This is a genomic window from Paracoccus sp. R12_2 (assembly GCF_017744015.1).
GTDB lineage: Bacteria > Pseudomonadota > Alphaproteobacteria > Rhodobacterales > Rhodobacteraceae > Paracoccus.
The window spans coordinates 86,207-101,518 of record NZ_JAGHRA010000006.1 but is presented as its reverse complement, the minus strand read 5'-3'; the positions used below and the strand labels follow the sequence as shown (position 1 = coordinate 101,518).

The 15,312-nt window shown below is 64.1% G+C and carries 16 protein-coding genes; 8 read left to right on the top strand and 8 right to left on the bottom strand.

Annotated elements, in window-relative coordinates; all coding sequences use genetic code 11:
* Positions 1-30 precede the first annotated feature (30 nt).
* Both J7359_RS09335 and xth read right to left on the bottom strand, forming a co-directional pair.
* The gene (locus J7359_RS09335; protein WP_209056368.1) at positions 31-366 is read right to left on the bottom strand and encodes a hypothetical protein; all 336 of its coding nucleotides are present in this window, start codon (positions 364-366) and stop codon (positions 31-33) included.
* 77 nt (positions 367-443) lie between these two features.
* Positions 444-1,229 carry an exodeoxyribonuclease III gene (xth, locus tag J7359_RS09330; RefSeq protein WP_209056367.1) on the bottom strand — a complete coding sequence of 262 codons (786 nt, stop codon included), beginning with the start codon at positions 1,227-1,229 and terminating at the stop codon, positions 444-446.
* Between the two features lie 67 nt (positions 1,230-1,296).
* Here xth and J7359_RS09325 point away from each other — a divergent pair, with 67 nt between their 5' ends.
* Complete coding sequence (locus tag J7359_RS09325) at positions 1,297-1,893, top strand: hypothetical protein (protein ID WP_209056366.1); 597 nt, start codon at positions 1,297-1,299, stop codon at positions 1,891-1,893.
* Between the two features lies 1 nt (position 1,894).
* Here J7359_RS09325 and J7359_RS09320 read toward each other — a convergent pair whose 3' ends face one another.
* Positions 1,895-2,218 carry an iron-sulfur cluster assembly accessory protein gene (locus tag J7359_RS09320; RefSeq protein WP_209056365.1) on the bottom strand — a complete coding sequence of 108 codons (324 nt, stop codon included), beginning with the start codon at positions 2,216-2,218 and terminating at the stop codon, positions 1,895-1,897.
* A gap of 81 nt (positions 2,219-2,299) precedes the next feature.
* Between J7359_RS09320 and J7359_RS09315 the strand changes: the two genes are divergently transcribed.
* Entirely contained in the window at positions 2,300-3,463 is a 1,164-nt protein-coding gene (locus J7359_RS09315) for a deoxyguanosinetriphosphate triphosphohydrolase (protein WP_348524367.1), read from the top strand.
* A 97-nt stretch (positions 3,464-3,560) separates the two neighbouring features.
* Positions 3,561-3,989 (top strand): OsmC family protein, encoded by a 429-nt coding sequence (locus J7359_RS09310; RefSeq protein ID WP_209056363.1) that lies wholly within the window; start codon positions 3,561-3,563, stop codon positions 3,987-3,989.
* A gap of 77 nt (positions 3,990-4,066) precedes the next feature.
* On the opposite strand, the gene J7359_RS09305 is transcribed toward J7359_RS09310, so the two are convergent.
* Together J7359_RS09305 and J7359_RS09300 are read right to left on the bottom strand one after the other, a co-directional pair.
* Complete coding sequence (locus J7359_RS09305) at positions 4,067-7,174, bottom strand: efflux RND transporter permease subunit (protein ID WP_209056362.1); 3,108 nt, start codon at positions 7,172-7,174, stop codon at positions 4,067-4,069.
* A gap of 6 nt (positions 7,175-7,180) precedes the next feature.
* On the bottom strand, positions 7,181-8,371 hold the full coding sequence (locus J7359_RS09300) for an efflux RND transporter periplasmic adaptor subunit (protein WP_209056361.1): 1,191 nt from the start codon (positions 8,369-8,371) through the stop codon (positions 7,181-7,183).
* A gap of 119 nt (positions 8,372-8,490) precedes the next feature.
* Between J7359_RS09300 and J7359_RS09295 the strand changes: the two genes are divergently transcribed.
* On the top strand, positions 8,491-9,081 hold the full coding sequence (locus J7359_RS09295; protein ID WP_209056360.1) for a TetR family transcriptional regulator: 591 nt from the start codon (positions 8,491-8,493) through the stop codon (positions 9,079-9,081).
* Positions 9,082-9,095: 14 nt separating this feature from the next.
* Here the strand turns inward: J7359_RS09295 and J7359_RS09290 are convergent, their stop codons facing one another.
* A complete protein-coding gene (locus J7359_RS09290; protein ID WP_209056359.1) occupies positions 9,096-9,452 on the bottom strand; it encodes a hypothetical protein in 357 nt (118 codons plus the stop codon).
* 18 nt (positions 9,453-9,470) lie between these two features.
* Positions 9,471-9,941, bottom strand: a complete 471-nt coding sequence (locus J7359_RS09285) for a type II toxin-antitoxin system RatA family toxin (RefSeq protein WP_209056358.1) — start codon at positions 9,939-9,941, stop codon at positions 9,471-9,473.
* Between the two features lie 69 nt (positions 9,942-10,010).
* On the opposite strand from J7359_RS09285, the gene J7359_RS09280 reads away from it, so the two are divergent.
* Positions 10,011-10,196 carry a hypothetical protein gene (locus J7359_RS09280; RefSeq protein WP_209056357.1) on the top strand — a complete coding sequence of 62 codons (186 nt, stop codon included), beginning with the start codon at positions 10,011-10,013 and terminating at the stop codon, positions 10,194-10,196.
* Positions 10,197-10,344: 148 nt separating this feature from the next.
* Here the strand turns inward: J7359_RS09280 and J7359_RS09275 are convergent, their stop codons facing one another.
* Positions 10,345-11,190 (bottom strand): neutral zinc metallopeptidase, encoded by an 846-nt coding sequence (locus J7359_RS09275; RefSeq protein WP_209056356.1) that lies wholly within the window; start codon positions 11,188-11,190, stop codon positions 10,345-10,347.
* A 195-nt stretch (positions 11,191-11,385) separates the two neighbouring features.
* Between J7359_RS09275 and J7359_RS09270 the strand changes: the two genes are divergently transcribed.
* The 3 genes from J7359_RS09270 to gyrA all read left to right on the top strand — a co-directional run bounded on the left by J7359_RS09270 (position 11,386) and on the right by gyrA (position 15,295).
* On the top strand, positions 11,386-11,964 hold the full coding sequence (locus tag J7359_RS09270; RefSeq protein WP_209056473.1) for a YqaA family protein: 579 nt from the start codon (positions 11,386-11,388) through the stop codon (positions 11,962-11,964).
* Complete coding sequence (locus J7359_RS09265) at positions 11,961-12,428, top strand: disulfide bond formation protein B (RefSeq protein ID WP_209056355.1); 468 nt, start codon at positions 11,961-11,963, stop codon at positions 12,426-12,428. Before J7359_RS09270 ends, J7359_RS09265 begins: the two co-directional genes overlap by 4 nt.
* A gap of 170 nt (positions 12,429-12,598) precedes the next feature.
* Positions 12,599-15,295 carry a DNA gyrase subunit A gene (gene gyrA, locus J7359_RS09260; protein ID WP_209056472.1) on the top strand — a complete coding sequence of 899 codons (2,697 nt, stop codon included), beginning with the start codon at positions 12,599-12,601 and terminating at the stop codon, positions 15,293-15,295.
* The last annotated feature ends 17 nt before the right edge of the window (positions 15,296-15,312 follow it).

Below are 15,312 nucleotides of genomic sequence, written 5' to 3'. Positions count from 1 at the left end.
CATGCGCCCCGCGGGCGCGACGAGAATGGGTCAGCCCTTGCGCGGCGGGTCCAGCAGGCCCGGCGGCTCGATCCCCTGCAAGGCCGGGGTTCCGCCCGGCCAGGAAAGGCTTGCCTGCCCACCTGTCGGCACATCGATCCCCGCAGGTGGGACTGCGTGATCGTGCTGGCATGGATAGCCCGGCAAGGCCGGACCGTGACAGCGGCGTTGCGGCGTCGCCTCGGCAACGGTGGTCTGCGCGGCGCGTTCCTCCACGGCCATCTGTGCCATATCGGTCGCACGCGCCGGATAGGCGTGGCCGAACGCGCCCCATGGCAGCAGCGCCAGGACAAGCAGTGACAATATCGCCGCGGACAGGTTCTTCATGCCACTCATCTTCCAGATGCGGCCGCCCGCGTCGAGACGCCGGACCCACACGGCGATTCACGTCCCGGTGAAGTCGCCTAGGCGGCCAGCCGCACCCAGACCGGAACGTGATCGCTGGGTTTCTCGCCTGCCCGCGCCTCGCGATCCACGCCTGTCTCGACCATCAGATCGGCGGCCTGCGGCGACAGCAGCAGGTGATCGATCCGGATGCCGTCATCGCGGTTCCAGGCACCGCCCTGGTAATCCCAGAATGTGAACGGGCCGCGCCCGGCCCAGGGATCGCGGATGCGCACCGCGTCGGTCCAGCCCTGCCACAGGATCGACCGCAACGCCGCACGGCTTTCGGGCAGAAACAACGCGTCTTCGGTCCATTTCTCGGGTTTCGCAGCGTCGCGGGGCTCTGGGATCACGTTATAGTCGCCCAGCATCACGACCGGCATCTCGCTGGCCAGCAGCGACGCCGCATGGACCCGCAGACGTTCCATCCAGGCCAGCTTGTAGTCGTATTTCGGGCCGGGCGCCGGATTGCCGTTGGGCAGATACGATCCCGCAATACGAACCGCGCGATCACCGACCACGGTCGCCTCGATATAGCGGGCCTGATCGTCCGTCTCGTCACCAGGCAGACCACGCGTCACGTCCTCCAGCGGCAGCTTCGACAGGATCGCGACCCCGTTGAAGCCTTTCTGGCCGTGGGTTTCGACATTCCAGCCCAGATCGCCGAAATGGTCGCGCGGAAAGCCCTCGTCCACGGATTTGATTTCCTGCAGGACCACGACATCGGCATCTGCGCCGGCCAGCCAGTCGGTCAGCGCCCCGATCCGCGCCTTGACGCCATTGATGTTGAAACTTGCGATCTTCATGGCGGCATCTTTATCAGCGGCACCGTGATTGGCAACCTGCGCCAAGCCGTGGCACAGTGATGAAAGGATGTCCTGTCGCCTGCTTGCCCTGATCCTGAGCCTGATCCTGCCCGCTACCGTCGCGCCGGCATCGGATCGGCCGCGTGCGGGGCTGATGTGGAACCGAAGCGGACTGCCCGCGACATTTCCCCTGCATATCCGAACGCCGCCCGGACGGGATTATGTCGTATTTCTGGTCGAACCGGATCAGGATCAACGGGTGATGGCGGGCTATATCCACGGCGGGGATCTGTTTCGCATTCTTGTCCCGCCCGGCGAATATGACCTGCGCTTTGCGCACGGCACCGAATGGCAGGATCAGGAGACGCTGTTCGGCCCTGAAACCGAATGGACCGAAACCACGTCGCCTCTGGAATTCCGCATCATCGGAATCGGTCGGCGCAGCGGCTATCTGGTCACGCTGATCCACAGCGACGGCACCGTGAAACTGGCCGAGGCGCGCCCGCAGGACCAGTGCCAGATCGCGACATTGGATAGCACGGTCATGGAATGGGAAGAAGCCGCGCGAATCGCGCGACTTCTGGGCGGCCCGAATGCGCCGGACCATCCGCCGTTACGCTATCTGGAACAGGAACTCGAACTTCGCTCGCGCCTCTGCGACTAGGTCACATCGAAAAGGACGTGCCACAGCCACAGCTTGAGGTGGCATTCGGATTCTCGATCACGAAGCGTGCGCCGATCAGCTCGTCCTCGAAATCGATGACGGCACCGGCCAGATAGGGCAGCGATACCGGATCGACCACGACGCGCTGACCCGCACTTTCCAGCACAAGATCATCGTCCTCGGCCCGGTCAAGGCGGATATCATACTGGAAACCGGAACATCCGCCCCCGGCGACCGCGACCCGCAAGGGGCGGATCTCGCTGCCGTCATTGATCTCGGCCAGGCGGGCAAAGGCGCGTTCGGTGACTTTCGGAGGCAGGTTCATGGGGCGTTCCCGTTTTCGTCCTTGGGTGCAGAATATAGGGTTTCCCCGCATCTCTCGCAAGGAAGGCCCGCATCCGTGAACATCGCCCCCTATGCCTGCCAGCCCGAGGACAGCCGGGGCCGCCTGTGGCTCGAACGGATGTCCACCTTCCGTTCGCCTTGGCAGCGCGACCGGGACCGGATCATCCATTCCAGCGCGTTTCGGCGGCTGAAGCACAAGACCCAGGTCTTCGTCGAACATGATGGCGACGCCTATCGCGGCGACTATTTCCGCACCCGGCTGACCCACACGATCGAGGTGGCGCAGGTGGCGCGAACCATCGCGGGCGCGCTGGGGCTGAATGCCGATCTGGCCGAGACGGTGGCGTTGGCGCATGATCTTGGCCATCCGCCCTTCGGACATACCGGCGAGGACGCGCTGGCATCCCTGATGGCGCCTTATGGCGGGTTCGATCACAACGCGCAGGCCCTGCGGATCGTGACCAGGCTGGAACGGCATTATGCCGATTTCGACGGTCTCAATCTGACATGGGAGGCACTTGAGGGGATCGCGAAGCATAACGGTCCGGTTACCGGCGATCTGCCCTATGCGCTGGCCGAGGTGAACGCCGAATGGGATCTGGAACTGACGACCAATGCCAGCGCCGAGGCACAGGTGGCGGCGGTTGCGGACGACGTGGCCTATAACCATCACGACCTGCATGACGGGCTGCGGGCGCAGCTGTTCACCGAGGACGAGCTGGCCGAACTGCCGGTGATCGGCCCGGCCTTCGCCGAAGTCGACCAGCTTCACCCGGGCCTTGACCGCATGCGGCGTCGGCACGAGGCGCTGCGGCGTGTGTTTGGCGTGATGGTCGAAGATGTGATCGCGGTGGCGCAGAACCGCCTGACCGGCCTGCAGCCGCAATCCGCGCAGGAAATCCGCGACATGGACGGGCCGATCATCCGGTTCTCGAAACCGCTTTACCAGAACATCAAGGCGATCAAGTCCTTCCTGTTCACGCGCATGTACCGCGCCCCCTCGGTGGTCGTCGAACGCACCAGCGTGACGGCGATGCTGAACGATCTGTTCCCGCTGTTTCTGGACGATCCGGCGCAGATGCCCGATCACTGGGCCACGATGGCGGGATCGGCGCCCGACATGACGCATCGGGCGCGGATCGTGCTGGACTATGTGGCCGGCATGACCGACCGCTACGCCATCGCGGAACATCAGCGGCTTTGCGGCCAGCTCGGCACGGCTTGAGTTCGCGACAGGGATTCTTTTTCCCTTCGGTGTGAACCTGTCAGCGCGGCATCGCGTTGGTGCCGCGAAACCTCAACGGCACAAAGGAGGCCAGAAGATGGTCAAGTTCACGCGCAGCGGATCGGCAAAGTGGCAAGGCGGGCTGAAGGACGGCAAGGCGACGGTTTCGACACAATCGGGCGCCCTGTCGGATCAGCCCTACGGCTTCAACACGCGCTTCGAAGACCAGCCAGGCACAAACCCAGAGGAACTGGTTGGCGCGGCGCACGCATCCTGCTTTTCGATGGCGCTTTCCAAGATGCTGGAAGAGGCGGGAATCGGCGGCGTCAGCATCGAGACCACCTCGAAGATCACGCTGGAACAGGATGGTGAGGGTTTCACCATCACCAAGGCGCACCTGACCACGACCATCTCGGGCGACGGCGACAAGGCGAAGATCGAGGAACTGGCGCAGCAGGCCAAGGCCGGTTGCCCGATCTCGAAGCTTTTCAATGCAGACGTGACGATGGACGCCACCGTCTCCTGACGCCCGAACAGGCTGCACGAACCCGAATGCACCGCCGCGCGGAATCCTGTTCCGCGCGGCGGTTTTCTGTCTGACGATCAGTCGGCCGAGCGTTTGCGTCCCAGCATCTCGACCGCCTTCAGAACGGCGACATAGAAGACCGGGACAAGGAAGATCCCGATCGCCGCCGACGACGCCATGCCGCCCAGAACACCAATACCGATCGAGTTCTGTGCCCCTGCCCCAGCACCACTTGCGATGGCCAGCGGCAAGACACCCAGCATGAAGGCGAATGTCGTCATCAGGATCGGGCGCAGCCGCATCTTGGATGCCTCGATCGCGGCCTCCAGCAGCGATCTGCCCTGCGCCATCAACGATTGCGCAAACTCGACGATCAGGATGGCATTTCGCGACGCAAGGCCGATCGTGGTCAGAAGCCCGACCTTGAAATAGACGTCGTTCGACTGCCCGAAGATCAGTGCCGCCGCCAGTGCGCCAAGAATGCCCACCGGCACGGTCAGCAGCACCGCCAGCGGCACCGTCCAGCTTTCATATAGCGCCGCCAGAGCCAGGAACACGACCAGCGCGGACAATGCAAACAGCACCGGCGCCTGATTGCCCGACAGCCGTTCCTGATAGCTGAGGCCGGTCCAGGCTGTGCCATACCCGCCATCCAGTTCGCCGACCATCTGTTCCATCGCCTGCATCGCAGCCCCAGATGACAGACCCTGCGCGGCTGCACCGCTAAGTTCCAGCGCCCGGCTGCCGCCATAACGTGCCAGCGATTGCGGTTCCTGTTCCCATGATTGCGTGGCGAAGGCCGCGAAAGACACCATCTCGCCCTGATCGTTGCGCGCATACCAGCGTTCGATGTCGGCGGGTTGGGCGCGCGCCTCGGCGTCGCCCTGCACGATCACCGGACGCAGCTCGCTGCCCAGGGCGAAGTCGTTGACATCACGACCCGCGAAGATGACCGACAGCATCGCGTTGACCTCGGAGATCGACAGGCCGAACGCGGCTGCCTTCTGCTGATCTATGTCCAGCCGCAAGGAAGTCTGCGTGGGCGATTCGTTGCCGCGCAGGTTCACGACCCGCCCATCCTGCTGTGCCGTCTGGACCAGTTCGTCGGCGGTCGCAGACAGCGCCTCCTGCCCGTTCCCCGCCTGATCGACCAGATACATCGAGAAGCCCGAGGACGCGCCCATGCCCTGAATCGCCGGCGGTTGCAGGAAATAGACCTGGCCCGACCGGTTGGTCATGAAGAAATGCGCGTTCGCCCGCTCGACCAACGCCGCCACGTCCTGCCCCTCGCGCTGGTCGTAGTCGCGCAGCTTGGCGAAGACCATGGCGTTGTTCTGCCCGGACCCGCCGAAGCTGAAGCCAAGCGCGGCAAAGACCGACTCGACCGCCTCGGATTCCTGATTCAGCAGATAATCCTCGACCTTCTCGACCTGCGCGCGCGTCTGGGCGGTGGTCGACCCGTCCGGGCCCTGCACCATCACCAGCATCACGCCCTGATCCTCGTCCGGCAGGAACGATCCGGGCAGGCGTTCATACAGAAGGAACGCCCCTGCCCCGATCGCCGCCAGCAGGATCAGCGACCGGAACGGACGCCGCACCATCCGCGTGACGGCACCGCCATACCCCGAGGTGGCCCGGTCGAGGTTGCGGTTGAACCAGCGCGCAGGCGCAATGCCGTCGCCGTGCTTGCGCGGCCGCAACAGGCTGGCGCACATCGCCGGCGTCAGGATCAGCGCGACACCAAGCGACAGGACCATCGCGGTGATGATGGTGATCGAGAACTGGCGATAGATCACGCCGGTAGATCCCGACATGAACGCCATCGGCAGGAAGACCGCCGACAGGACCAGAACGATCCCGATCAGGGCCGAACTGATCTCGGTCATGCTTTTCTCGGTCGCCTCGACGGGGCCCAGCCCCTCTTCCTCCATCACGCGTTCGACATTCTCGACGACCACGATGGCATCATCGACCAGCAGACCGATCGCCAGCACCAGCGCGAACATGGTCAGGGTGTTGATCGAGAAACCGGCAGCAGCCAGAACCCCGAAGGTTCCCAGCAGGACCACCGGGATCGCCACGACCGGAATGATCGTCGCCCGCCAGCTTTGCAAGAACGCCAGGATCACCAGGAACACCAGCACGACCGCTTCGGCCAGCGTGTGATAGACCTGATTGATCGATTCCTCGACAAAGGGCGACGTGTCGTAAGGATAGACGATATCCACGCCCTCGGGCAGCGATGGCGCAATCCCGGCCAGCACCTCGCGCACGGCAGAGGCAGTATCCACCGCGTTCGCCCCCGAGGCAAGGTTCACCCCGAACCCGGCCGCAGGCTGACCGTTATAGCGCGATGCCCCGCCATAGCTTTCCTGCCCAATCTCGATCCGGGCGACGTCCCCCAGAAACACGGTCGAGCCGTCGGGATCGACGCGCAGAAGAATGCGTTCGAATTCACTGACCGTGGAAAGCTGCGACTGTGCGGACAGCGGGATCGTCAGACGCTGTCCTTCGGGCGACGGCTGTCCGCCAAGCGTGCCGACGGTCACATTGCTGTTCTGTTCGGACACGGCTGCGGTGATGTCGGCGGGCGTCACCTGATACTGGGTCATCTTCATCGGATCCAGCCAGATCCGCATCGCGTAACCCGAACCGAACAGGTTGATCGATCCGACCCCCGGCGTGCGCTGAACCAGTTCCTCGACCCGCTGCGACACCAGATCGCCCAGTTCGACCGTGGAATAGCGCCCGTCGCTGCTGGTCAACGCACCGACCAGCAGGATCGAACTGGTCGATCGCGACACGTTCACCCCGGATTGCTGGACCAGATCGGGAAGCTGGCTGGTCACAAGCTGCAACTTGTTCTGCACCTGAACCTGCGCGATGTCGGGATCGACACTGTCATCGAAAGTCAGCGAGACCGAGGCCGATCCGGGCGTCGAATTCGAGGTCATGTAGATCAGACCGTCAAGTCCGGTCATGCCGTCCTCGATCACGGCGGTCACCGAATCCTCGACGATCTCGGCAGATGCGCCGTTATAGCCGGCGCTAATGCGGATGGTCGTCGGCGCGATCTGCGGATACTGCTCGATCGCCAGGCTTTGCAGGCCAAGCCCGCCGACCAGCATGGTCACGAAGGCCAGAACCCACGCGAAGACGGGGCGGTGAATGAAAAAACGGGCCATCTGCGATCACTCCGCCGGCTGGTCGGCGTCGGTCGCGTTCTGCGCCCCCGCCTTGGGGTCCGGCGCGACCTCGCGCACCACGCCATCGGCGCCAAACTCTACCGCGACGGTCTGCACCTCGGCCCCTTCGGTCAGCCCGTCCAGCCCGTCCACCGCCAACATGTCGCCTGGTTCGATGCCCTGCGTCACGATCCAGTTGTTCTGCCAAGTTCCGTCTTCGGTCAGGCGGCGCTGGGTTGCCTTGCCGTCCTTGATCACCCACGCGGTCAAAGTGCCGGTCTTGTCGCGACTGGCGGCGGACTGCGACACCAGAAATGCCGATACGGTGCCCAGATCGACCTGACCGCGCACGAACATGCCGGGCAGCAACAACCGGCGGGGATTGTCGAAACGAAACCGCGTGTCCACCGAACCGGTCGAGGTCGAGACGCTGAAACCCGGTGCGACCAGTTCGCCTGTGGCCTCGTAGGTCTGGCCGGTCTCCAGCGTCAGGGTTGCCTGCAACTTGTCGCGCATCTGCAACCGACCCTCGGTAATATCCTCGAAGACGCGCAGCATCCGGGCCGACGGCTCATACATGTCCACCTCGATCGGGTCCAGCTGCGTGACCGTGGCCAGCGCGTCGGCCTGACCCGCCGTGACCAGATCGCCGACCGACACCTCGGACACGCTGGCCATCCCGTCGATCGGGCTGGTGACGGTCGTCCAGTCCAGATCCGCCTGCGCCAGCCGCTGCGCCGCCTGCGCCGACTGCAGGGCGGCGCGCGCCTGTTCCAGCGTCGCCCGCGCCGCATCGACCTGCGCCTGCGTCGTGCCGGACCCCAAAAGCTGCTGGGTCCGGTTGAACGAGGTTTCGGCCTCGGTCAGCGCCGCGCGGGCCGATGCCACCTGCGCCTCCGCGCTGCTGAGATTGGCGGCATAGGTGGTGTCGTCGATTCTGAACATCGGATCGCCCGCCTTCAGGGGCCGTCCCTCGTCGTACAGGATTCCGGTGATGATCCCGCCCACCCGCGGACGTATTCCTGCCCTTGCGGCCGCCACCGCGCGCCCCGGAACCGTCACGATCCGCGGCACGTCCTGACGCTGCAACGTGACGACACCGACCTGTTTCGGAGGCGCTTCCTGCGCAAGGGCGATGCCCGAGAACGTCAGCAATGCGAGTATCGCCAGCCGGATCGCGTGTCTTGGATTTGGCATCTTCTATCCTCTCGCAGGAACAAACCGGCCGGACATTGAAGATCCCGGCGCGGGTGTTGTTGCATGAACTTGCGTGACGTGCAATATTTGCATCGAATGAAATATTCGAGAGCCCGCCCATGACCGAGACCGCGACACTTCGCGATCGCCGTCGCCGCCAGACGGCCAGCGAGATTCAGGCCGCTGCGTTGCGTCTGGCCCTGCGTGACGGACATGAGTCGATCACGACCGAAATGATCGCAACCGAGGCAGGGATCAGCCTGCGCACCTTCTTCAATTACTTCCCGAACAAGCAGTCAGCCCTGGTGGGTCGGCAGCCGGTCATCGAGCAGGATCTGGCGGACTGGTTTCGCAACGCGGACGGCACCCTGATCGACGATCTGTGCGAAGTCCTGCGCCGTCATATGCATGCCATCGATCTGCACCGCGACACGGCACGGATGATCGACCGGCTTCTGGCCCGGTCCCCCGAACTCATGCCGGCGTTTCACGCATCGTTGCAACGATTGTCGCAGCAGCTGTCGCAGTTGATCCTGACCCGGACGGGTCCCGACCATGCCCCCGAAGCCGAGCTGATGTCCGAGATATTTGCCCATGCGCTGGCAAACGGGTTTCGGGCATGGGCGTCGGATACGGACATGAAAATCGACGATATCACGTCCATCCTCGCAACGCAGATCCGCCGACTTCAGGCGCTTTTGCAAAGCTGACGCGGCAATCCGGTTCAGAACGCCATCATGCCAAGATATTTCGTGCCTGTGATCGGCTTGCCGTCATTGGCCAGCAAAAACCCCGAGATCACCCGGATCAGCCCCCAGACGGCAAGAAACGCCCAGACCAGAAACCCGATCCCGACGACCATTGTCACTAGCGCCAGCAGACCGATGGCCAGGCTGATCCAGAAGGTGCGGATCTGGAACGTCAGATGGCTGTCCAGCAAGTCGTCCCTGCCACGCGAGAAATAGGCATAGACCACACCGGCCAGCGCGGTGATGGCGACCGCGTACCCCACCGCATAAAGACCATAGACGATCTTTGCCGGGGTCAGGTCGGGGGCGGTCTGCGGGTCGGTCACGGTCATGGCAGTCTCCTTGGGCGATCAGGGCTGGCCGTAAAGCGCGCGCGCACGCTCTTCGAAGGCCCGCACGATACGCGACATGGCCTCGTGAAAGACGACGCCGATCAGCTTTTGCAGAATGGCATTGCGGAATTCGAAATCAACGAAGAAATCGACATGGCAGCCGCCATCCGCAAGGTCCGTAAAGGTCCAGCCGCTGCGCATGTATTTGAACGGGCCATCCAGATATTCCGTGTCGATCCGCAACGCCCCGGTCGAGGGATCGGCCGGAAACAGAACGACACGGCTGCCGAAACGTTCGCGAAACACCTTGAAACTGATGACAAGATCGGCCGCGATCTCCTCGCTGCCGTCATCACGGGTCTGGCGGGACCGGATGCGCGCGGCGCTGTTCCACGGCAGGAATTCGGGATAGCGTTCGACATCGGCGACGAGGTCGAACATCTGCTGCGCCGAGTAGGGAAGGTTGCGGCTGTCCTGGTGATGCGGCAAGGGAAGCTCTTGAGTTTCGGGGCGTCGCGTCGTGTGGTGCGAGCCACGCAATAGCAGGGCAAGCGGGCAATGAACAACCTGATCTGGCTGTTGAGGGCTTCGAAATGGGCGCGCCACCCGCCCAGCCCGCGCATGGTCAAGCTGGTGCTGGCGATTGTCGCACTGGCGGCGGCGCTGGTCGTGCTGGAAAAGCTGGGCTGGTGGCCCGACTGGGCCAGGCTTGAACACGGGCGTGGCGTCCGCCTGCCGCGCTGATTGCCCTAGCGGCGCGGCCGCATAGTCGCCCGCGCGCGGGGACGAGAGGCCGCACAGGCCGACAAAAACAGAATGGCGCAAAAGGCCGAGATCGGGGCAAGGGCGTGAATGGTCATGTGATCCTCCGGTTCCGTATCACGGATATGGGCTACAGCCCGGCCTGGCTGAATGTGTCGCATTGTCTCATGTCGCCCGAACGATAGCCACGCATCAACCATTCCTGGCGCTGTTCGGCGCTGCCATGGGTAAAGCTGTCGGGCATCGGCGTGCGCCCGGCATTCGATTGAATCACATCGTCGCCGACCGCCTGGGCGGCACGCGCGGCCTCTTGCAGGTCGCCCTCTTCCAAGGTGCCGAAACGCTGATCCGCCTGCCGCGCCCAGATCCCGGCATAACAATCGGCCTGCAATTCGGTCAGCACCGACAGCCTGTTCGACCGCGCCTCGTCCATGCGGCCGCGCGCGGCATTCACCTGCCCCAGCGTCCCGACGAGGTTCTGGACATGATGGCCGACCTCGTGCGCGATCACGTATGCATAGGCGAAGTCGCCGCCCGCGCCCATCTTCTGCGCCATCAGGTCGAAGAAATCGGTGTCCAGATAGATCTTCTGATCGTTCGGGCAGTAGAACGGACCCATTGCCGCGGACGCCCCGCCGCAGGCCGACTGCACGACGCCGCTATACAGAACCAGCCTGGGTTCGGCATAGTCGCGCCCTGCCTGCTGGGGCAGAATTGCGGCCCAGACCTCTTCCGTGTCCGCCAGAACGACCGAGACGAACTGGCCGTATTGCTGATCACGCTCGGACAGCGGCGCGTTGGCCTGAGGCTGCCCCTGATCCAGTTCCCGCACCACCGGCGAGATGTCGATCCCGAAGAAATATCCGAAGGCCAGCACCGCCAGCATGCCGACGATGCCGACCCCCCCTGCCCCCGCGCGGCCCATGCCGCGCCGGTCCTCGATATTGCCGCTGCCGCGTCTGCCCTGCCATCTCATCGCGAAACCGCCCTTTGCTGATGCCCCCGCCGCATGCGGTGGGGCCCGTTCACCCGACCAAACTGCCCCAAGCGGCCCGTGCGTTTTCCGTCCGGGGGCAACACCAAGATCACAGCAGCGCGAAACGGACGCAAGATGCTTGACCGCATCCCGCCATCGGTCCATCCACAGCGCCGACAACAGGAAGGGACCGTGATGCTGCGCAGGCTTTACGACTGGACCATGGGCCTGGCGGCGCATCGTCATGCGATGCCGTCCCTTTTCGGGGTCAGCTTCATCGAAAGCTCGGTCTTTCCGATCCCGCCGGACGTGCTGATGATCCCGATGGTTCTGGCCGATCGCACCAAGGCCTGGGCGATCGCGCTGGTGGCGACCGTCGGATCGGTGCTGGGCGCGCTGCTGGGATACTGGATCGGCGCGGCGCTGATGGAATCGGTCGGGCAATGGGTGCTGACCGTCTATGGCAAGGAAGAGGCGTATCACCATCTGGCCGCGCGTTTCGCCGAATATGGCGGATGGGCGGTGCTGTTCGCGGCGCTGACGCCGTTTCCCTTTAAGGTCATCACGATCTTTTCCGGCGCCGTCGGCCTGCCGCTGCCGCTGTTCCTGCTGACCTCGGTGATCGGGCGTGCTGCACGGTTCTTCGTCGTTGCCGGGTTGCTGTGGCGGTTCGGCCCGCCGATCCGCACCTTCATCGAGGACCGGCTGGGGCTGGTCTTCACGCTGTTCATGGTCGCGCTGATCGGCGGTTTCGTCGCGTTGAGGTATCTATGACAGGTCTTCGTCTTGGGTTGATGGCTGGTGCGGGTTCGGCCGCCCTGCTGATCGCGGCACTGGGCTTTCAGGCGGCGGGGTATGCACCGTGCGAGCTGTGCATCCTGCAACGATGGCCGCATCTGGCGGCGGTGATCTTCGCGGCGCTGCTGTGGCTGACCGGGCGCGTCCGGCTGTTCGCGATCCTTGGCATGGCCGCCGCGGCGGTCGCGACGGGGCTTGCGATCTATCACACCGGGGTCGAGATCGGCTGGTGGCCGGGACCGGCGCATTGTTCCGGCGGTGTGGGCGATATCGCCCGCATGTCCACCACGGATCTGATGGCCAAGCTGCAAGCTGCGCCCGTGGTGCGCTGCGACGAGGTCGCGTGGTCGTTTCTTGGCCTGTCGATGGCCGGCTGGAACGCGCTGTTCTCGGCCGGGCTGACCCTGATCTGGGCACGCGCGGCGGGGCTGGGTCGCTAGGCCCGCGTCCGGCCGCAAAAAGGCCCGGGCAAGATTGCCCCCAGCATCCGTGTCGGCTATACCGAAACCCAACAAGATGTTGAGGAATTCCCGTGGCCGACACCCCCGAAGACGATCTTCCGGAAACCCCCGACTCGGGCGATGAGAACGGCGCGACCGAGCGCGTCGTGATGGCCCATGACGGGCCGGTGATCGACATTTCGTCCGAGATGCGGACATCGTATCTGGACTATGCGATGTCGGTGATCGTCAGCCGTGCGATCCCCGATCTTCGCGACGGTCTGAAACCCGTCCATCGCCGCATCCTGTATGCGATGAACGAGACCGGCAACACCGCCGACAAGCCCTATCGCAAATCGGCCCGTCCGGTCGGCGACGTGATGGGCAAGTATCACCCGCATGGCGACGCCGCGATCTATGACGCGCTGGTGCGGATGGCGCAGGATTTTTCCATGTCGCTGCCGCTGCTGGACGGCCAGGGCAATTTCGGCTCGATGGACGGCGACCCGCCCGCGGCGATGCGCTATACCGAAGTGCGCATGGACAAGCCGGCGAACTTCCTGATGGCCGATATCGACAAGGAAACGGTCGATTTTCAGGACAATTACGACGGCAAGGACAGCGAGCCGACCGTGCTGCCGGCGCGGTTCCCGAACATGCTGGTCAACGGCGCTGGCGGCATCGCCGTCGGCATGGCTACCAATATCCCGCCGCATAATCTGGGCGAGGTCGTGGATGCCACGCTGGCGCTGATCGAAGATCCCGACCTGCCGACCGAACGGATCATGGAGATCATTCCCGGCCCAGACTTTCCGACCGGCGCGATGATCCTGGGCCGGTCCGGCGCGCGCAAGGCCTATCTTGAAGGCCGCGGCAGCGTCATCATCCGATCTCGCACCCATATCGAGGAGCCGCGCAAGGACCGTTTCGCCATCGTCATCGACGAGATCCCCTATCAGGTCAACAAATCCAGCATGATCGAACGGATCGCGGAACTGGCCAAGGAAAAGCGGATCGAAGGCATTGCCAGCGTGCAGGACGAATCCGACCGCCAGGGCGTGCGCGTCGTCGTCGAACTGAAACGCGACGCGACACCGGACGTGGTGCTGAACCAGCTGTTCCGATTTACCCAGATGCAGACCACCTTCGGCTGCAACATGCTGGCGCTGAACGGTGGCAAGCCGGAACAACTGCCACTGCGCGACTTTCTGACCCACTTCATCAGCTTTCGCGAAGAGGTGGTAGCCCGCCGGACGGCGCACGAGTTGCGCAAGGCACGCGAACGCAGCCATGTTCTGTGCGGCCTCGCCGTCGCGGTCAGCAACGTGGACGAAGTCGTCGCGACGATCCGCAGCAGCGCCGACGCCGCCGAGGCACGCGAACGCCTGATGCAGCGTCGCTGGCCCGCACAAGCCATCGTCGAATACCTGCGCCTGATCGACGATCCTCGGCACCCGGTGAACGAGGACGGCACCTATAACCTGTCCGAAACCCAGGCCCGCGCCATTTTGGACTTGCGCCTGCAGCGCCTGACGCAGATCGGCGTCAAGGAAGTCACGGACGAATTGCAGTCGCTGGCCGAGGCGATCCGCGATTATCTTGCCATCCTGGCCTCGCGCGAACGGATCATGGCGATCATCAGTGACGAGTTGCGCGAGGTGAAGGATCTTTTCGCCGTCCCGCGTCGCACCGAGATCACCGAATGGTCCGGCGACATGCTGGACGAGGATCTGATCGAGCGTGAAGACATGGTCGTCACGATCACCTCGGGCGGCTATATCAAGCGGACCGCGCTGGCCGAATTCCGGTCGCAACGGCGCGGCGGCAAGGGCCTGTCCGGCATGGCCACCAAGGAAGACGACGTGGTGACCACGCTGTTCGTCGCCAACACCCATACCGAACTGCTGTTCTTCACCACCGACGGCATGGTCTATCGCATGAAGACCTGGCGACTGCCGCTTGGCGGGCGCACATCCAAAGGCAAGGCGATCGTCAACATCCTGCCGATCGAACCGGGCGTGTCGATCGCGGCATTGCTGCCCATGGATGCACCCGAGGCGGAATGGGACAGATATCAGGTCATTTTCGCGACAGATCAGGGCGATGTGCGGCGGAATGCGCTGTCGGACTTCACCAATGTCAAGTCCAACGGCAAGATCGCCATGAAACTGCCCGAAGGCGTCAGCCTTGTGGGCGTGCGTATGGCGACCGAGGATGACGATGTGATGCTGGTAACCTCGGGTGGTCGTGCGATCCGCTTTCCGACGACGGCGGTCCGGGTCTTCAAGGGCCGCGATTCGACCGGCGTACGCGGCATCCGCCTGACACAGGGCGATCATGTCGTCAGCATGTCGGTGATAAGGCATTTCGAATCAGATCCGGCGGAACGCGTCGCCTATCTCAAGATGCGTCGGGCCGTGGCGGGCGCGCTGGACGATGGCGCCGAGCCCGACGAGGACGAAGAGGCCGTTGCGGAAGGCAGCATCACCCAGGAACGCTATGCGCAGATGTCGGCGGCCGAGGATCTGATCCTGACCATCACCGCGAAAGGCGCGGGCAAGATCAGTTCCAGCCATGGCTACCCGGTGCGCGGGCGCGGCGGTCAGGGCGTGATGGCGATGGACAAGGCGATGCGCGGCGGCGCTCTGGTCGCAAGCTTCCCGGTCGAAACGGACGACCAGATCATGCTGGCGACATCGACGGGACAATCGATCCGGGTGCCGGTGGAAGGGATCAGCTTCCGGTCGCGCAGCGCCGGCGGCGTGCGTGTGTTCAACACTGCCACAGGCGAGGTCGTCGTGTCGGTCGCACGGATCGCCGAACAGGGTGATGCCGAAATCGGAGACGACGACGAGGCGAGCGACTAGGATATCCCTGCGGTCGG